The 17,126-nt window shown below is 68.4% G+C and carries 16 protein-coding genes and 1 riboswitch; of the genes, 7 read left to right on the forward strand and 9 right to left on the reverse strand.

The annotated features are described in order from the left end of the window. Window positions 1-83 precede the first annotated feature (83 nt). Window positions 84-243, forward strand: a riboswitch (cobalamin riboswitch). 62 nt (window positions 244-305) lie between these two features. Further along, a complete protein-coding gene (bluB, locus tag AC2ITM_RS08560) occupies window positions 306-1,016 on the forward strand; it encodes a 5,6-dimethylbenzimidazole synthase (RefSeq protein ID WP_486466236.1) in 711 nt (236 codons plus the stop codon). Here bluB and AC2ITM_RS08565 read toward each other — a convergent pair. Then, window positions 975-2,078, reverse strand: coding sequence for a helix-turn-helix transcriptional regulator (locus AC2ITM_RS08565; RefSeq protein ID WP_486466237.1), 1,104 nt, complete (start codon window positions 2,076-2,078; stop codon window positions 975-977). The two genes, bluB and AC2ITM_RS08565, sit on opposite strands and share 42 nt — an antisense overlap. A gap of 113 nt (window positions 2,079-2,191) precedes the next feature. After that, window positions 2,192-2,761, reverse strand: a complete 570-nt coding sequence (locus AC2ITM_RS08570; protein ID WP_486466238.1) for a L,D-transpeptidase — start codon at window positions 2,759-2,761, stop codon at window positions 2,192-2,194. Window positions 2,762-2,934: 173 nt separating this feature from the next. Here AC2ITM_RS08570 and AC2ITM_RS08575 point away from each other — a divergent pair, with 173 nt between their 5' ends. Together AC2ITM_RS08575 and AC2ITM_RS08580 are read left to right on the forward strand one after the other, a co-directional pair. Then, window positions 2,935-3,615 (forward strand): response regulator, encoded by a 681-nt coding sequence (locus tag AC2ITM_RS08575; RefSeq protein WP_486466239.1) that lies wholly within the window; start codon window positions 2,935-2,937, stop codon window positions 3,613-3,615. Between the two features lie 41 nt (window positions 3,616-3,656). Beyond that, a complete protein-coding gene (locus AC2ITM_RS08580) occupies window positions 3,657-4,934 on the forward strand; it encodes an ATP-binding protein (RefSeq protein ID WP_486469409.1) in 1,278 nt (425 codons plus the stop codon). 327 nt (window positions 4,935-5,261) lie between these two features. Here the strand turns inward: AC2ITM_RS08580 and AC2ITM_RS08585 are convergent, their stop codons facing one another. The 7 genes from AC2ITM_RS08585 to pdxR all read right to left on the reverse strand — a co-directional run bounded on the left by AC2ITM_RS08585 (window position 5,262) and on the right by pdxR (window position 11,270). Then, the gene (locus AC2ITM_RS08585) at window positions 5,262-6,404 is read right to left on the reverse strand and encodes a sensor histidine kinase (protein WP_486466240.1); all 1,143 of its coding nucleotides are present in this window, start codon (window positions 6,402-6,404) and stop codon (window positions 5,262-5,264) included. Continuing rightward, entirely contained in the window at window positions 6,404-6,877 is a 474-nt protein-coding gene (locus tag AC2ITM_RS08590) for a response regulator (RefSeq protein WP_486466241.1), read from the reverse strand. Before AC2ITM_RS08590 ends, AC2ITM_RS08585 begins: the two co-directional genes overlap by 1 nt. Then, window positions 6,874-8,235 carry a sensor histidine kinase gene (locus tag AC2ITM_RS08595; protein WP_486466242.1) on the reverse strand — a complete coding sequence of 454 codons (1,362 nt, stop codon included), beginning with the start codon at window positions 8,233-8,235 and terminating at the stop codon, window positions 6,874-6,876. The genes AC2ITM_RS08590 and AC2ITM_RS08595 overlap by 4 nt, the downstream gene beginning before the upstream one ends. Window positions 8,236-8,407: 172 nt before the next feature. Beyond that, window positions 8,408-8,896, reverse strand: coding sequence for a hypothetical protein (locus AC2ITM_RS08600; RefSeq protein WP_486466243.1), 489 nt, complete (start codon window positions 8,894-8,896; stop codon window positions 8,408-8,410). A gap of 229 nt (window positions 8,897-9,125) precedes the next feature. Next, a complete protein-coding gene (locus AC2ITM_RS08605) occupies window positions 9,126-9,320 on the reverse strand; it encodes a hypothetical protein (RefSeq protein ID WP_486466244.1) in 195 nt (64 codons plus the stop codon). A gap of 129 nt (window positions 9,321-9,449) precedes the next feature. Next, window positions 9,450-9,821 carry a response regulator gene (locus tag AC2ITM_RS08610; protein WP_486466245.1) on the reverse strand — a complete coding sequence of 124 codons (372 nt, stop codon included), beginning with the start codon at window positions 9,819-9,821 and terminating at the stop codon, window positions 9,450-9,452. Window positions 9,822-9,839: 18 nt separating this feature from the next. Continuing rightward, a complete protein-coding gene (pdxR, locus tag AC2ITM_RS08615) occupies window positions 9,840-11,270 on the reverse strand; it encodes a MocR-like pyridoxine biosynthesis transcription factor PdxR (RefSeq protein WP_486466246.1) in 1,431 nt (476 codons plus the stop codon). Between the two features lie 77 nt (window positions 11,271-11,347). On the opposite strand from pdxR, the gene AC2ITM_RS08620 reads away from it, so the two are divergent. The 4 genes from AC2ITM_RS08620 (at window position 11,348) to AC2ITM_RS08635 (ending at window position 16,926) form a co-directional block, all read left to right on the forward strand. Beyond that, window positions 11,348-12,061, forward strand: coding sequence for a pyridoxamine 5'-phosphate oxidase family protein (locus tag AC2ITM_RS08620; protein ID WP_486466247.1), 714 nt, complete (start codon window positions 11,348-11,350; stop codon window positions 12,059-12,061). Window positions 12,062-12,428: 367 nt separating this feature from the next. After that, a complete protein-coding gene (locus AC2ITM_RS08625) occupies window positions 12,429-13,568 on the forward strand; it encodes an MFS transporter (protein WP_486466248.1) in 1,140 nt (379 codons plus the stop codon). A 117-nt stretch (window positions 13,569-13,685) separates the two neighbouring features. Next, a complete protein-coding gene (locus AC2ITM_RS08630; RefSeq protein WP_486466249.1) occupies window positions 13,686-14,258 on the forward strand; it encodes a hypothetical protein in 573 nt (190 codons plus the stop codon). Window positions 14,259-14,328: 70 nt separating this feature from the next. Then, window positions 14,329-16,926, forward strand: coding sequence for a methyl-accepting chemotaxis protein (locus AC2ITM_RS08635; protein WP_486466250.1), 2,598 nt, complete (start codon window positions 14,329-14,331; stop codon window positions 16,924-16,926). Window positions 16,927-17,126: the final 200 nt, after the last annotated feature.

Here is a 17,126-nt window from a genome sequence, read left to right on the forward strand (position 1 = left end):
GTGGCCTGGGCGGACGTGGGGTCTGCACGAAATCCGATGGCTGGGCCCTTGTCGCAGCATGGGGCCTGGCGTATCCCGAAAGGGTCTGGTGCCCCGTCTCTTATGGGGGGGATAATCGGGAACGCGGTGCAAATCCGCGACGTGCCCAACGCTGTAAGGTGGACCGGGCGGCACGATGCCACTGGCCCCCGGGGCCGGGAAGGCGCCGCACGGGGCGAAGCCAAGTCAGAAGACCGGCCAGGCAGGACGGGCCCGGGTGCGCGGACGGCACCCAGGGCTGCATGTTGTCAGACGGGGGTTACGTCATGATGCTACCAGGCGGGCTGCGGCCGGCAGGTCCCTTTTCCGAAACCGAACGCGACGCGGTCTACCGCGCGATCAACGAACGGCGCGACGTGCGCAGCCAGTTCCTGCCTGACCCCATCCCCGATGAGGTGCTGATGCGGCTGCTGGGGGCGGCCCATGCGGCGCCCTCGGTGGGGTTCATGCAGCCCTGGAACTTTCTGATCCTGCGCAGCCCCGAGGTCCGCGCCCGCATCCGCACCGCTTTCGAGCGCGCCAATGACGAGGCCCGCGACATGTTCGAGGGCGAGCGGCGCGAACTTTATTCCAAGCTGAAGCTGCAGGGGATCGAGGACGCGCCGCTGAACCTGCTGATCACCTGCGACCGCACGCGCGGCGGCAAGGTGGTGCTGGGGCGGACGCATTGCCGGGACACGGATCTGTATTCCACCGTCTGCGCGGTGCAGAACCTGTGGCTGGCCGCCCGCGCCGAGGGCATCGGGGTGGGCTGGGTCAGCATCTTCCATGACGACGAGCTGCGCGCGATCCTGGGCCTGCCCGATCACGTCGTGCCGGTGGCCTATCTGTGCCTGGGCCGCGTCAGAGAGCTGTATTCCGCCCCCGAGCTGGAAATCCACGGCTGGCGCAGCCGCCTGCCGCTTGAGCAGATGATCTTTGAAGACCGCTGGCCCTCAGACCAGGTGCAGCCTGCAGGCGATGGCGACGGCCTCTAGCAGGGTACGCGCGCCCAGCTTGCGGCGCAGGTTGGCGCTGTGCAGGTCGACCGTCGGCACGGTGATGCCCAGATCATAGGCCAGCTGGTCGCGGCGGCGCCCCTGAACCAGCCCGCGCAGCACGTCGCGTTCGCGCGCCGTCAGCCCGGGATGGTCCTGCGGCGCGGCAAGGGCTGCGGCCACGGCCGCAGGCGTGTCGCTGGTCACGATGATCAGCACCCGCCGACCGCCCTCGGTGCGGGGCAGCAGGTTCAGCCGCAGCGCCGGCAGCAGCCGTCCGTCGGCGGCGCGCGCCGGCGCCAGGTCCAGCATCGCGGCCTCGGGGCGGTCGCGGGTGGCAGCGCCCACCGCATGGGCAAAGCGCACCGCCCCGGCGCGCCCGCCCGCCATCAGCACCCGGCGGTGCTGCAGCACCAGGCCGGGATGCAGCGACAGCAGCGCCTCGGCCGGGCCGTTCAGACGCAGCAGGCGGCCCTCGTGGTCCAGCTCGTACATCGGGGCGCCGTCTTCCAGGCTGTGATCGGCGGCGGCGATGCGGTGCACGGCACTGCGCGCCAGCTCTCGGCGGATGCCGTGCATGCGTTCCAGGTCGCGGCTGACATGCTGCAGGCAGGCGATTTCCTCGTCCGAGAAATCTTCGGCCCGCTGCCCCTTGTGCAGTGCCGTCACCACCCGGCCGTCGCGGGTGTCCTGCACCATGCCCAGGCACCAGAACCGGTCCTGGCCGGTCCGGCGGACGAATTCGTTGTAGATCACGCTGTCGCGGTAGGTCTGGGCCGACACGAATTTCGACAGCCGGACGGCGCCGATGCCCGCCAGATCGTCCGTGACCTGGTGCATCCACAGGTCATGCTCCAGCATTTCGGCGTAATAGGCGTGGATGTCGGGCATCGAATCGGCGCTGATTTCCTGGAAATCCCCGGGATGTATCCAGAAAAACACCGCCGAGGGCACGTTCATCTGCGCCGCCATCCGTGCGGGCAGCGTATCGAACAGCGCGTCATCCAGGGCCGCGTCGTAGATCTCGTGATGGCTGAGGGGCCGGGCTGGACGAGGCGGCATCCGGGGCGCTCCGTGGCGATGGACCTGCGCCAGAGGATGAAAACGCTCCCGGTGCGTGTCAATATCCCGGAGGGCCCCTGCGCAGCCATGCCGCGCGGGGGCGCCCGGGTGCCTCAGATCACCCGCACCTGCATCTCAAGCGGGCAGAGATCGTACAGCTCCTTGATCTTGGAATTGTAAAGACCGATGCAGCCATCCGAGGACTGCCGCCCCACCTTGCGCGTGTCGGGTGTGCCGTGGATCGCATAGGCGGGCCAGGTCAGGTACATGGCATAAAGCCCCATCGGGTTCTCGGGGCCGGGGGGGATTGGCTTCCAGTCGGGGTGGCGTTCCAGCTGCGAGGGTGTGGGCGTCCACGAGGGCCCCGCCTTCTTGCGCACGATCCGGGTGTAGCCGCGCCGGGTCAGGTCGGCCGACATCGGCACCGAGGTCGGGTAGATCCGGTAATCGCTGCCGTCATGGTTCCAGTAGTGCAGGGCGCGGGATTCGGTATCGGCGACAATGGCGCCGGTCTTCAGGCTGTCGAAATGGTCGCGCCAGTCCTGGGCCATGAAGCTGGAGATATTGTGCCGCGCGCCCTGAGGCGTGGTGCCGGCAGCGCGCGCCAGCCCCGGCAGCGCCACGCCTGTGGCGGCGGCGGCCGCGGTGATCAGCGCCCGGCGCCGGCTGAGAAGAGGGGTCATCCGTTGTCCTTTCTGCTCGATGAGGCCGGTTCTGCATTCCTGCCTTAAGCCAGCCTTAAGGCGCCCCTCGCACCGGCGGGGTCTTGCCCGGGGCCTTGGCGGCCCCCGCCCCCGGGGCTTAAGACTGCCTTAAGCCCGGCGCGCGATCCCGTGGCGGTGTAGACGGAGGCAAGATGCGGATCCTGATCGTCGAGGACGATGCGGTGCTGGCCGATGGCCTGCAGGTGGGGCTGCGGCTGTGCGGCTTCACGGCCGATCCCGTGGGCACCCTGGACGAGGCCCGCAGCGCCCTGCGCACCGCGCGCTTTGATGCGATGATCCTGGACGTGATGCTGCCCGACGGGCTGGGCCTGGATCTGCTGCGCGAGATGCGCGCGGGCGGCGACCCGCTGCCGGTGCTGCTGTTGACCGCCCGCGACCGGGTCCGCGACCGGGTGGCGGGGCTGGACCTGGGGGCCGATGATTATCTGGGCAAACCCTTCGACCTGGAGGAACTGGCGGCGCGTCTGCGCGCCCTGCTGCGCCGCCGCGACGGCCGCAGCCAGGCCTGGATCACCTGGAACGGCCTGTCGATCGACCCTGCCACGCTGTCGGGGCACCGCGGGGCCGAGCCTCTGGCCTTCTCGCGGCGCGAATTCGCGGTGCTGCAGGCGCTGATGGAACATCCCGGCCGCATCCTGTCGCGCGGCGATCTGGAAGACCGCCTTTATGGCTGGCAGGAGGAAATCGACAGCAACGCCGTCGAGGTCCATGTCCACAAGCTGCGCGCCAAGCTGGGGCGCGGCTTCATCGAAACCGTGCGGGGCCTTGGCTACCGCGTTGCGGCGGAGGCAGTGCCATCTCGATCCGGCTGAGACTGATCCTGATCCTGTGCCTGGCCACCGGCGCCGTCTGGCTGTCGGCCGTCGTCTGGATCGAGCATTCCACCCGCGCCAAGGTCGAGCATGTGCTGGACCGGCGGCTGGAGGAGGCGGCGCTGATGGTCTCGTCCCTGTTGTCGGATCACCGCATTGCGGTGGCTGATGCCGGGGCGGTGCCACAGCCGCTGCAAAGCCTGTCGGACCAGGCATTGACCCGGCAGTTGTCGTGCCAGATCTGGTCTTTGTCCGGGCAGCTGGTGGGGCGCTCGAACGGGGCGCCTCAGGGGGCGCTTGGCGGGGTGGCGGACGGGTTCTCGGTGTCGCGGGTCGAGGGCGAGCGCTGGCGCGTCTACGCCTTGACCAATGCCGCGCTCGGGCTGCGGGTGATGGTGGGCGACAGCCTGTCGGTGCGCGACAAGCTGGTGCGCGACGTGATCGAGGGGCTGCTGCTGCCGGCGGGGGTGATCCTGCCGCTGCTGGCACTGTTGATCTGGTTCAGCGTGGCCCGAGGCCTTGCGCCGCTTGACCGGTTGACGCGCGCCCTGCGGGACCGGGCGCCGAGCGACCTGGGGCCGCTTCCGGCCGGTCCGGCGCCCGCCGAAATTCGCCCGGTGCGGGCGGCGCTCGACGATCTGCTGGCGCGCCTTGCGGCCGCGCGCGAGGCCGAGCGCGACTTCACCAGCTATGCCGCGCACGAGCTGAAGACGCCGCTGGCGGGGCTGCGCACCCAGGCCCAGGTGATGCGCCTGGCCCCCGATACCGAGACCCGGGCGGCGGCCTTGCGCGCCATCGAGGTTTCGGTTGACCGGACCGACCGGATGGTGCGCCAGCTGCTAGAGCTGGCCGAGGTCGATCGCGCCGAGCCGCGCCGTCAGGATTGCGATCTTGCGGCGCTGATTGCGGAAACCTGTGAAGGGCTGGCGCAGCTGGCGGCGCGGCGCGGTGTCGTGCTGGAGGCGGCGGGTGCGGGGCAGGTGGCGACCACGCCCTTCCTTCTGCAGGCGGCGCTGCGCAATGTGGTCGAGAACGGCTTGCAGGTTTCGCCCCCGGGCACGCGGGTGCGTGTCGTGGCCGAACCGGCGGATCCGGCGGCGGGCCGCCCGGCGCGGATCCGTGTCACGGATGCCGGTCCGGGTCTGCCCGAAGCGCTGCAGGCGCGGGTTACGGAACGCTTCACCCGGGGCCCCACCGGCGCCGCTGGCGGCAGCGGCTTGGGCCTGTCGATCACGGCCAGTGCCCTGGAACGGCTGGGAGGCCGGCTGCGGTTCGAGCCGCCGGAGGCGGGCGGGCTGAGCGTCATCCTGGAATTGTGATGTGAAAATATAATATTAAAATCAGTTAATTGTGAGGCATTCCTCTTGCAATTCCCAGCGGAGGTGGTTCCGTGGTTCCGTGGTTCCGTGGTTCCGTGGTTCCGTGGTTCCGTGGTTCCGTGGTTCCGTGGTTCCGTGGTTCCGTGGTTCCGTGGTTCCGTGGTTCCGTGGTTCCGTGGTTCCGTGGTTCCGTGGTTCCGTGGTTCCGTGGTTCCGTGGTTCCGTGGTTCCGTGGTTCCGTGGTTCCGTGGTTCCGTGGTTCCGTGGTTCCGTGGCAGTTCGCTTCGCGGCTGCCGGACCATGCGGCCCAAGGACAGTGCTGCGCCATCACGGGGGGACTGCACCACGCGACGTCTGTGGGGCGGCCAGGGGAATGTGGCCTGGCGCCGGACTGTCCTGAAGACCCATCGGCAAGCGCAGGTGAAAGCGGGTGCCCAGGCCGTCAGGCGGGCTGTCGCACCAGATCCGGCCACCGTGCCGATCTGCGATTTTGCGGCAGGTCGCCAGTCCCAGCCCCGTCCCCGCGCTGTCCCGGGCGCCCTTCAGGCGCAGGAAAGGCTGAAAAACCTCCTCTCGCTTGTCGGCCGGGATGCCGGTGCCGTTGTCGGTCACCTCGAACAACATGTCCTGGCCCTGGACCATGGCGCGGATGGTGATTCGCGGGATCCGGCCCGGCGTGTAGCGCAGGCTGTTGGCCACTAGGTTCTGCAGCAGCAGGCTGATCTGCGGTGGGTCGCAGAAAAAAGCAGTGTCGCAGAGGTCGGTCCTGATTTCAGCATTGCGCAGGGTGATTTCGCGTTCCAGCAATGTCAGGGTCGAGGTGACCAGCGTTTCAGGCAGGGCCGGGATGCGCACCGGCACCCGGTCAATGCGGATATAGCGCGCCAGACTGTCGATCAGCTCGGTCATCAGGGCGGCGGACCGCTGGACCAGAGCAGCTTCTCGGGTCACCGTTTCCAGATCGCCCTCGGCAGCGCTCTCGCTGATGATCTCGCTCAGGGCTCGGACCGAATTCACCGGGGCCCGCAGATCATGTACCAGCACATGGGCGAAAGTCTCCAACTCGCGGCGCTGCTCGTCGAGCTGCAGCTGCATCCGCGCCGTGTCCAGCCCGCGGCGCAGGATCCGTTCGACCGAGGAGGCGGTCATCTGCTTTTTCGAAACGTAATCGACGGCGCCCTGCTGGATGGCGGATTTCGCCGTGTCTTCACTGCCCTGACCGGTCATCAGAACCACGGCGGTGCGCGGAAAACGCTGGCGGAGCACAGGCAGCAAAGCCAGCCCCGTCGTGCCGGGCAACAGCTGGTCCAGGAACACAAGATCCGGGACCGGGGTTTCGGGGGCGATGGCCGCATCGGCGGTCGCGGCCTCGTCCAGAATGATCTCGGTGGGCAGGCCGGTCAGCAGGCGCCGCAGCAGCTTGCGGTCGCCCGGATCATCATCGACGATCAGCACCCGGATCGCGGACATCAGCCGGCGCCTCCTGGGGGGGGCATGCGCGGCAGTTCGATCACCCGCCAGTAATGGTCCAGTGTGCCCACCAGGTCGAGAAAGTCCGCCCCGGCGCGGTTCTTCAGGATGTAACCGGCAATGTTCTGGGCATAGGCCTCGCATTTGTCGCGCTCGTCGCCCGAGGTTGTCATGATGAAGACGACGGCCTGGTGCAGGTCGGGATCGCGTCGGATCTCGGCCACCAGCTCCAGGCCGGTCATCCGGGGCATCTTGATGTCGACCAGCAAAACGTAGGTCTCGGGCGGAGTGCCCGTCTTGCCGCGCAAGAAGTCGAGTGCCTCGATCCCATCGCGAAGCCGCAGGATCGGATTGGCCACGCGGGCCTTGGCAAAGGCGCGGCGCACCGCCTTGGCATCGCCGTCGTCGTCCTCGACCAGGATGATGTTGAGCGGTTCCGACATTGGCTCGGGTGACCGGGGCGGGTGGCTCATGTGGCGCTCCCGTCCATGGGCGGGGTGGCGGTCTCATGTGGCCACAGGATCCGGAATTCGGTGCCGCGCTGGCCGTCCGATCGCAGAGTGACCGTGCCACCTGCCAGTTGCACGGTCTTCTGGACCATCGCCAGACCCATGCCGCTGCCATCGACCTCGTCCCTTGGGCGCAGGGTCTGAAACATCTCGAAGACCTTTTCGTGATAGGCTGGGGGGATGCCGGGACCGTCGTCGAGGACGGTGAAGATCGTGGCCCCGGGGGCGGGTTCGGCAGACAGGATGACCTGGCCGGTCGGGCGGTCATGGTGACGCACCGCATTGCTGACCAAATTGAGCAGCACCCGCTGCAGCGGCATCTGTCGCAGCTCAAGCGCTTCGAAGGCCGGGGTTGCGGTGACGCTGATACCGGGGGGGCAGGCGATCAGCGCGCGAATGGTTTCCAACATCTCAGTGCCCGTGACGCGGCGTCGACCCTCGTCCTGAACCCGGCCGATGCGGGAATATTGCAGCAGATCGTCCAGCAGGCGCTCCATCCGGGTCACCCGGCTGCGCAGCAGCTGCAGGCTGTCGCGTGTATCCTCGGTCAGATGCGGTGCCAGGTCTTCTTCCAGCCAGCGCGAGGCATTGTCGATCACCCGCAGCGGCGCCTTCAGATCGTGCGAGGCGACGTAGGCGAAGGTGTCAAGCTCGGCATTCGAGCGCTCAAGCTCGGCCACCAGGTCATGCAGCCGGGCTTCGGCGGCGCGGCTGCGGGTCACGTCGCGAATGACGCCGATAAAGCGCGCGCCCTCGGCCGATTGCATGCGGCTGACGGAAATGTCGACATCGACGCCATGGCCATCGCGGTGGCGCCCGTAAAGATCGCGCCCGTCGCCCATCAGGATCATGTCGCCGCCGATGGTGGTACTGGCCAGCCAGCGGGCGTGTTCGGCGGCGATCTCGGGGGGCATCAGGACTTCGATCGGCAGGCCGTGCAGGGCTTCGGGCGGATGGCCGAACAGGCGTTCCATGGCGGGATTGGCCTCTTCGATGCGGCCTTTGCCATCGGTGACGACGATGCCCTCTGCCATGCCGTCGAAGATCGCACGGGCGCGGGCCAGCTGGCGGTCCAGATCCAGATTGCGCATGGCGATGGCCTGGACCAGCGGTTGCAGGGGCGATCCCGGGGCCATCGGGAGCGGCTGACCGGTGGCCAGATCCTGCGCCAGCCGCGCCACCTGGCGACGCAGCCGGAGCATCAGCAGCCCGGTCAGGCCGCCGCCCGCAACGGCCGGCACGATGCTGCCGCCGGTCGCCAGGATCAGTGCCGCGCAGGCCAGCGCGGGCAGCAGAACATCCGTGCGCAGCAGTGACGGCATGGTCCCGGTCCCCAGAAATGCCACGATTGCGCCCCGCCCTGCGGGACGCCTGCTTTGTGGTTAGACGAGGAAGTGTTGTGATCGGGTTATCAACCCAGAGGTTTCCGCCCCGGCAGCGCGCATTCCGGCGGTTTGGCCCGTCCGCGTCTGCGAGAGCGGGCCGTGCGGAAATCTAGACGCGCACGGTGCCACGGGGCCAGTCCTGCAGGCGGAAGCTGTGCCGGCGGGCCCGCCGCGTCGCCCCCTCGGGGCGCCAGGACAGCCGCAGCCGGTCGCCCGCCTGTGCCCCTTGCAGCCGCACCTCCAGCCGGGCGAAATCCGAGGCATTGGCCGCCCCCGCCGGACAGTCGATGCGGGGGGGCGGCAAAAGCGTGCGTTCCAGCAGCAGGCGGCCCCGGCTGATCGCCTCGCGCAGCTCCAGCGCCGCGCGCCCGTTCGAGCAGCGCAGCTCCAGCAGGTCAACGGCAACGGTGCCGGTGTTGCGCACCGCGATGATGCAGGTGACGCTGCCGTCCGGGGCATCGAACTGCCAGAAGTCGAATTCCGGCCCCGTCGCGAAAGCGTCCAGCCGGCTGTGCCAGACGACCAGACAGGCAGCCGCCGCGATCAGGACCAGGTAGGCCATCGCGATGGCGCTGACGATCAGGAAACTGACGCTCATGCCGGACCCTTTCAGTACCGGTCGCCCGGCACGCAGCCTGTTCCGCCAAAAATGCAGCACGACAGTCCCGCAGCAGGGGAAGGCGACTGGTCTGGAGGAGTCTTGGGGAGAAGTTGCGGCGTGAATAGCCCCATCCCGTATCGATTTCCAAGGAAAATTGATCTCGATACGTGAAAAAGACCGGATTGCCGGAAATCTGCCGGTTTGCCCGGCTTTGCGCCGTTCTGCTTCACTGAAAGTCCGTGCGGGCTGCACGCAGAAACCCGAGCAGAGCATCGGTGCAGGCCGGGTCCAGCACCAGCAGGCGCGGCCCTTCGTCGGTGATCAGCTCGATCTCGCAGCGGGTCAGGCGTCCGTCGTCGCTGGCTTGCATCCGTCCGCCCAGCACGCGCTGGACGGTCAGGGGGGGTGTGGGGGAGGTCACGGGGAGGCCGCTCCTGTCCGAAAGAGGTATCCCGGATGTAGCTATGGCTTAGAAGTTAACGCCCTGTTAACGACGTTAGCAGCGTGTTTACCCTTTCCCGGAAAATGCTGCGGCGCGGCGTCGCAGGGGTCAGGCGGCCGGTCCCAGGACCTCTTCCAGCAGCGCTTTCAGCTGCGGCAGGCCCAGGGGTTTGCGCAGCACCGCAGCGGCTTCGAAGCCCGCGGGACGGGCGGCGGCATCGCCGTAACCGGACAGAAAGCGCAGTTGCAGCTCGCCTTTGCTGCGTTGCAGATCCTCGGCCAGGGCAAAGCCGCTTTCGCCGCGCCCCAGGCGGATGTCGACCAGTGCCAGCGCCAGGTCGGGACTTTGGCTGAGGGCCGCGCGGGCGCTGGCACCATCGGCGGCGACGACGGCGGGATAGCCCAGCAGGGCGCAGGCCTCGGCGGTGATCTCGGAGAGGTCGGCATCGTCATCGACGATCATCAGGCGAGGCTGGGACATGGCGGCTCCTGCGGTGGGTTAACCAAGCTTATCGGGCGCGGCGCCATCCAGCAAGGCGCGGGCGCTGCGGCCAAGTGCGGTGGCCGCGCGGCGGATCTGGTCGGGCCTGTGGCCGGAAAAGCCCAGGATCAGCGCTTCGTCAGGGGCGGGGTGCAGGCGACAGTCCGACAGGCGCTGCGCGGTGACCCCGGCGCGGGCGGGCAATGCGTGCAGGGCTGCGGCGCTCAGCCCGGGGCCGGGGCGCACGACCATGTGCAGACCCTGGCCGGGGATCTCGGGCTGCAACGCCCCTCCCGAGGCCTGGGTCAGGACCTGCGCCAGAAGATCGCGGGCCTCGCGGTAGCCGCGACCGACGCGGCGCAGGTGGCGGGCCAGGTGCCCCTCTTGCATCAGCGCCGCCAGGGCGTCCTGCAGGAAGGGCGGCTGGAAGCGGTCGAAGGCGGCGCGGGCCTGCAGCACGGGCAGCAGCGCCCGGGGCGGCAGCACCAGATAGCCGATGCGCAGCCCGGGAAACACCATCTTGGCAAAGGTGCCGATATAGATCACGTGATCCGGCGCCAGCCCCGCCAGTGCCGACAGGGGTGGGCCGTCATAGCGGAATTCGCTGTCGTAATCATCCTCCAGGATCCAGGCATCACGGGTCCGCGCCCAGTCGATCAGCGCCACGCGCTGCGCCATGGCCATGGTGCGCCCCAGCGGAAACTGATGCGAGGGGGTGACATAGGCCGCACGCGCGTCCGGCGCCGCAGCGATCCCCGAGGCCACCTCCAGCCCCAGCGGCCCGACCGGCACCGGCACGATCCGCGCCCCCGCCGCCTGAAGCGTCCGCCGCGAGGTGACATAGCCCGGGTCCTCCATCCAGACCGGGGCGCCGGCGGGCAGCAGCGCATCGGCACAAAGGCGCAACCCGTGCTGTGTGCCGCTGACCACCACGATGCAGTCGGGATCGCAGACCAGCCCCCGGTGCGCCGCCAGGAAGGCCGCGATCTGCTCGCGCAGCGCCCGTGTGCCGCGCGGATCGCCATAGGTCAGCTCGGCCGGTCCGGCGCAGGTGATTTGCCGCCGGGTGGCCGCGCCCAGCTGCTGCAGCAGCGCGGGCGGCACGGTCGTCTGGCCCAGGGCGAAGGCGGCGCGGCCCGGAAGATCGGGCTGTGGCACCGGCGCGGGCGCGGGCGAGGCGGGCGGCGGCAGATCGGCCGCGACAAAGGTGCCGGCGCCGTGGCGGGCCTCGGTCAGGCCATCGGCGGCCAGCTGGTCATAGGCTTCGACGATCATGTTGCGCCCGATGCCCAGCTGCGCGGCCAGCGCCCGCGACGACGGCAGCGCCCGGCCCGGGGCCAGCCCGCCGTCCAGGATCGCGGCCCTGAGCGCGGCATGGACCCGCCGTGCCTGGCCGGGGATTGCGGGATCCAGGGCAAGCGGCGGCAGGGGCAGGAAAGTGGTTGGCAAATTTGCCCCCTTAGTGGACCTGTTTGAAACCAGTTTGCCGATCTAGACCGGCGGGGCAAGCAAAACGAGGCCTCCCCATGTCCGACCTGTCCTATCCCGTCGATGCCACCAACCGCGTCAAGCGCGTGCATGAACGCGGCGCCTATGACCATGCCACCGTTCATGATCTGCTGGATGCCGCGATGCTGGCGCATGTGGCCTATGTCATTGACGGCCAGCCCTTCTGCACGCCGACGCTGTTCTGGCGCGAGGGCACGCGGCTTTACTGGCACGCCAGCTCGGCCAGCCGGATGCTGCGCAACCTTTCGCAGGGGGAACCGGCCTGCCTGACGGTGACGCATTTCGACAGCCTGGTGCTGGCGCGCAGTGCCTTCAACCATTCTGCCGATTACCGTTCGGTCATGGCCTTCGGCACGGCGCGGCTGGTCACCGACCCCGCCGAGAAGGACCGCGCGCTGCGCATGATGGTCGACCGTTTCTTCCCTGATCGCACCGCCCAGCTGCGCCCGACCACCGCCCAGGAGGTGAAGGCGACCGGCGTGGTGGTGATGGAGATCGAGAAGGCCTCGGCCAAGATCCGCGCCAAGGGCATCGGCGATGACGAGGCCGATTACGCCCTGCCGATCCATGCCGAGCGCATCCCCCTGCGCACCGTTCTGGGCGCACCCGAACCCTGTGCCCGCCGTCCCGAAGGCGTCCTGCGCCCGGCGACCCTTTCGGCCTGGCAGGAGGGGCGGCTGCTGGAGGCGGCGCTGCGCGATACCTATGCCGAGGCCTATCCCGAAGCCTGACGCGCACTTGCCGTGACCCTGCCGGGACTTTCCGGGACTTTCCGGGACGTGCCGTGCACACCGGGCTTCGAGGTGCCTGGGCCTTGCCACCCGCGGGCCCGGCCGGACCTGCCGCGCGCGGGGCTTTGGCTGCGCGCGCATCCTTTGGGGGGCGCGTGCGCACAGGATTTGCCCACGGTTTTCGCGGACCCGGGCTTTCGCCGTACAGCGGGTCCCGACCCGTGGCCCCCGTCCTGCGACCGGGCTAACGAGAGGCCGATGACGGCTTCATGACGGACAAATGACAGTGCACGCAGAACGGACCGGCGGAGACCTTGCGCGGGACAGGGACTTTCTTCTTTTCCTGGTGACACGGGGGGGCTCGACCATGGCCTTCCAGGTGCTTTCCGTGGCGGCGGGCTGGCATGTCTACGAGCGCAGCCAGAATGTGCTGAACCTCGGCCTGATCGGCCTGTCGATGTTCCTGCCGTTCCTGGCGCTGTTCCTGGTGGCGGGGGTGGTGGCGGACCGGGTGGACCGGCGCTGGATCCTGACGCTGTGCAACCTGGTCCATGCGGCGCTGATGGTGGCCATGGGGCTGTGGTTCCTGAAGGGCGGCAGCGCGCTCTGGCCGGTCTTCGCGATGCTGGCGGCCAGCGGCAGCGCCCAGGCCTTCCTGCAGCCGGCGCTGCAGGCGGTGCTGCCCGGCATCGTCTCGCGCGAGGTGTTCCCGAGGGCAGTGGCGGTGTCGTCGATGGTGATCACCGTGGCGCAGCTGGGCGGCCCGGCGCTGGCGGGGGTGCTGCTGGCGATCCTTGACGTGCATGTCTACTGGGTCGCCTCGGGGTTCTTCCTTGCGGCGGGGCTGGCGGGGGCGCTGATGCGCACCGACCTGCATGTGCGCGGGCGCGAACCCTTCGGGCTGGAGCTGCTGTTCGGCGGCTTTCGCCACATCTGGGAGACGAAGGCGATGCTGGGGGCGATCTCGGTCGATCTGGTGGCGGTGCTGTTCGGCGGCATCGTCGGTATCCTGCCGGTCTATGCCCATGACATCCTGCATGTCGGGCCCGCAGGCCTGGGGGTGATGCGCGCCGCCCCGGCGATCGGCGCGCTGGTCGTCGGCACGGCGCTGGCGCGCTTTGGCATGCCGTTCCGCGCCGGCCCGGGATTCTTCCTGTCGCTGGCGGTCTATGGCGCCTCGATCCTGGTCTTTGGCCTGTCGCACTGGTTCTGGCTGTCGGTGCTGGCGCTGGCGGTCTATGGCGGCGCCGACATGGTCAGCGTCAACATCCGCCAGACGCTGGTGCAGATGCGCACGCCAGACGACCTGCGCGGCCGGGTGGCGGCGGTCAATTCGGTCTGCATCAATGCCTCGAACCAGATGGGCGATTTCCGCGCAGGCGTCATGGCCAGCGTCACCGGTACCCCTGCGGCGGTGGTCATCGGCGGCGGCGTCACCCTGGCGGTGGTGGCGCTTTGGGCGCGGCTGTTCCCGCAGTTGCGGCGCCTCGACAGCGCCAGCGGCTGACGCTGCCGTTCGGATTTTAGAAAACCCGGTCCCGCAGGCCCCGTCCAAATTAAGGGCGGGGCAATTCTTTTGCGCCAAGGTCCGCGATCAACGTCATCGCGAACCGAGGATAAGCAGATGAAACACCTTGCCGCCGGCCTGCTTCTGGCCACCACCCTTGCGCTTCCGCTGCAGGCCAATGATTACGAGGCCTCGATGCGCGACTACCTGGAAAGCGAAGTGCTGATGTGGGCCTTCGATCCGCAGGTGCTGGATGCGGTGCGGGCGCAGAACAAGGCCCATGCCAGCGTCACCCAGTCCGATATCGACAAGATGGATGCGGACTGGCGCAGCCAGGTCGGCTCGGCCAGCGAACCGCTGGTGGATGAGGTGGTGAAAAATCCGCTGGCGGACTTCCTGCGCGTCCAGCAACAGAATTCCGCCGGGACCGTGACCGAGATCTTCGTCATGGACAGCCACGGGCTGAACGTGGCTGCCACCGGGGCGACATCGGACTACTGGCAGGGCGACGAGGCCAAGTTTCAGGACACCTACGGCAAGGGACCGGGTGCCATCCATGTCGGAGAGATCGAGTTCGACGAAAGCTCTCAGACCCATCAGGGCCAGATCTCGGTCAGCCTGAGCGATCCGGAGACCCATGAATTGCTGGGCGCGATGACCATCGGCCTGAACGCGGAAATGCTCTACTGAGGCGTCCCTGCAAGAGGTTGGGCAGGCGCGCGGTCGCCTGCCCGAAACGCGGTCCAACAAGGATGACGACATGGCCAAGAGCGACGCGGTGACCCGGAACCCCAGAACGCCTGATCCCGGGGCTTCGGCTGGCAGGGATGCCCTGCGGGTGGCCTTCCATCGCAGTGCCTTCTTCCGGGCGACGGTGTTCGTGGCGATCTGCATCCTGATGGTGGTCACCACGACCGAACTGATCGCCGTGTCGAAGGTGCGCCAATCCGTACGCGACTGGACCGGCGTGCGCGCGACCGAGGCGACGACGGGGCTGGCCGGCCAGTTCTCTGGCGCGATGCGCTTTGGCACCGAAGGTCCGGTGGCCGAGGGCTTTGAGAAATTCGCCGCCGCCGTCCCCGAGGATCTGCTGGGCGTGCTGGCGATCCGGGCCGATGGCTCGGTCCTGGCCGAAAAGACCCGCCCCGGCTTCGATGCCGATGCGGCCCGGGCGCTGGCCGAGACCGCGATGGGCAAGGGGATGGTCGTGTCCGATCCGGCGCGGCTGATCTGGGCCGCCCCGGGGCATTTCGGTCCCGACAATACGGTCGTGGGCGCGCTGGTGACGCAATGGACCGCGGCACCGCGCACGGCGAGCGCCCTGCATGCCCGGCGCGGCTCGCTTCTGGTGGCGGGGGGGGTCTTCCTGGCGGCGCTGGCGCTGGCGGCGGGGCTGTTCTACCTGCTGTTTTCGCGCGCCCTGCAACGGGTGGCTCTGGAAATGGGCGCCGTGGCCGAAGGCCGTTACGACACCCAGATCCATGGCACGGCCCGCGGTGACGAGATCGGCGTGCTGGCCCTGCGCCTGGCGCAGTTCCGCGACAATCTGAAAGCCGCCCGCGCCACCGAGCGCGAGAACGCCTTTCGCAGTGCGGCCATCGACAGCTCTGGCGCGGCCCAGCTGCTGATGGATGCCGAGATGAAGATCGTCTTCGCGAACCCCGCCTGCCTGACGATGATGCAGGGGTTTGAGCATGCCATCTGCGAAAGCTGGCCGGGGTTCCGCGCGGATCAGGTCTCGGGCCATCCCGCCCACAGCCTGCCTGGGCTGGGCGGCGTGCTGACCGATATCGCCGCCGGTGCCGTTAGCCTGCCACGTGAGGTCGAACTGAAATGGGCCTCGGCGCGGATCTCGGTCCGGCTGGATCGTGTGCTGGGCACCGGCGGCGCCACCATCGGCTATGTGGCCGAACTTAAGGATGTGTCTCTGGACAAGCTGAATGCGGCGGTGCTTGAGGCGATCGAGGCCCATCAGGTGCGGCTGGATTTCGATGGCGAGCATCGCTTGCTGTCGTGTAATGCGGGCTTTGCCCATGCGATCAGCGCGGATCCCGCGGCGCTGAAGGGGCGTCTTGCGGCGGATCTGATCCGCGGGCTTGGAACCTCCGAGGCCGAGCGCCAGGACCATCTGCGTCGTCTGGAGGCCGGCAAGGCGGTGACCGGCAAGTTCGAACATGCCGGAGGATCCGGCGCCTGCTTTGAGGGCAGCCTCAGCCCGATCCTGGGGCGGGACGGCAAGATCCAGCGGGTGGTCTTCATCGGGTCCGATATCACCGCCAGCCAGCAGGCCATGCGCGCGGCCGAAGACGAGCGCCAGGAAACCGCTCGCCAGCAGCAACTGGTGGTCGATACGCTGAAGATCGGCCTGCAGAACCTGGCCGAGGGGGATCTGACCTCGGCCATCGAGCAGCCCTTCCGAAGCGAATACGAACAGTTGCGCGGCAATTTCAACCAGGCGGTTGAATCGCTGCACGATGCCATGTCCGCGGTGGTGCAGAACGCGGAATCGATCCGTGGAGAGACCGGTGAAATCAGCAATGCCGCCGACGATCTGGCGCGCCGGACGGAAAAGCAGGCGGCCACCCTGGAGGAAACCGCCGCAGCGCTTGACCAGCTGACGGCCTCGGTGAAATCGGCCGCCGAGGGCGCCGACGAAGCCAGCCAGATCGCGGAAAATGCCCAGGCCAAGGCCGTGCAGGGGGGCAACGTCGCCCGCCAGGCGGTCGAGGCGATGGATGCTATCAAGGCTTCGTCGCGCGAGATCTCGAAGATCACCGGGGTGATTGACGACATCGCCTTCCAGACCAATCTGCTGGCGTTGAACGCAGGTGTCGAGGCCGCGCGGGCGGGCGAAGCGGGGCGCGGGTTCGCCGTCGTCGCGACCGAGGTCAGGGCCCTGGCCCAGCGGTCCTCGGAAGCTGCCCGCGAAATCAACCAGTTGATCTCGGCCTCGGGCAACCATGTGAAATCTGGTGTGGAACTGGTTGATCGCACTGGCTCGGCCCTGTCCGAGATCGTCACGGCCGTGGTCGATATCTCGAAGCGGGTGACCTCGATCGCGACTTCGGCCCGGGAACAGTCCACCGGTCTGAACGAGGTCAACAGCGCCATGAACGAGCTGGATCAGGTGACCCAGCAAAACGCGGCCATGTTCGAGGAAACCACGGCCGCCAGCCATGCCCTGACCAGCGAGGCCAATGCACTGGTCGAAGCCGCTGGCAAGTTCCGCGTCAGCGGCAGCCGCAGCCCGCAGCGCAAGGCGCCGCGGCGCGCCGAAAGTCGGCCGGCTGCCGAACCCCGGCGCAAGGTCGTAGGCGGAGGCGGGGATGGATCGCCTCCCAGTTGGGAAGAATTCTGACGCAGCGCAGGGGGACGGCGGCCAGACCGGCTGGTTTTGCGGCGCGCCTCGGCTCCGGGAACGGCCCTTTCACGAAAAGACCCATAGCAAATCGCCATCGGGCGCAGATCAAAGAAACAGGGGGCAGCCCCCACAAGGGGACGACGCCCAAGGGCTCTGCCGCAATAGACCGAGGGTCCTGCCCAGATAATGAGGCCGTA

This window comes from Pseudooceanicola sp. NS-SX9 (assembly GCF_057380705.1).

Coding starts and splice junctions, on each gene's coding strand:
- bluB (WP_486466236.1), top strand. CDS start 306: ATGATGCTACCAGGCGGGCTGCGGCCGGCAGGTCCCTTTTCCGAAACC.
- AC2ITM_RS08565 (WP_486466237.1), bottom strand. CDS start 2,078: ATGCCGCCTCGTCCAGCCCGGCCCCTCAGCCATCACGAGATCTACGAC.
- AC2ITM_RS08570 (WP_486466238.1), bottom strand. CDS start 2,761: ATGACCCCTCTTCTCAGCCGGCGCCGGGCGCTGATCACCGCGGCCGCC.
- AC2ITM_RS08575 (WP_486466239.1), top strand. CDS start 2,935: ATGCGGATCCTGATCGTCGAGGACGATGCGGTGCTGGCCGATGGCCTG.
- AC2ITM_RS08585 (WP_486466240.1), bottom strand. CDS start 6,404: ATGTCCGCGATCCGGGTGCTGATCGTCGATGATGATCCGGGCGACCGC.
- AC2ITM_RS08590 (WP_486466241.1), bottom strand. CDS start 6,877: ATGAGCCACCCGCCCCGGTCACCCGAGCCAATGTCGGAACCGCTCAAC.
- AC2ITM_RS08595 (WP_486466242.1), bottom strand. CDS start 8,235: ATGCCGTCACTGCTGCGCACGGATGTTCTGCTGCCCGCGCTGGCCTGC.
- AC2ITM_RS08600 (WP_486466243.1), bottom strand. CDS start 8,896: ATGAGCGTCAGTTTCCTGATCGTCAGCGCCATCGCGATGGCCTACCTG.
- AC2ITM_RS08610 (WP_486466245.1), bottom strand. CDS start 9,821: ATGTCCCAGCCTCGCCTGATGATCGTCGATGACGATGCCGACCTCTCC.
- AC2ITM_RS08620 (WP_486466247.1), top strand. CDS start 11,348: ATGTCCGACCTGTCCTATCCCGTCGATGCCACCAACCGCGTCAAGCGC.
- AC2ITM_RS08625 (WP_486466248.1), top strand. CDS start 12,429: ATGGCCTTCCAGGTGCTTTCCGTGGCGGCGGGCTGGCATGTCTACGAG.
- AC2ITM_RS08630 (WP_486466249.1), top strand. CDS start 13,686: ATGAAACACCTTGCCGCCGGCCTGCTTCTGGCCACCACCCTTGCGCTT.
- AC2ITM_RS08635 (WP_486466250.1), top strand. CDS start 14,329: ATGGCCAAGAGCGACGCGGTGACCCGGAACCCCAGAACGCCTGATCCC.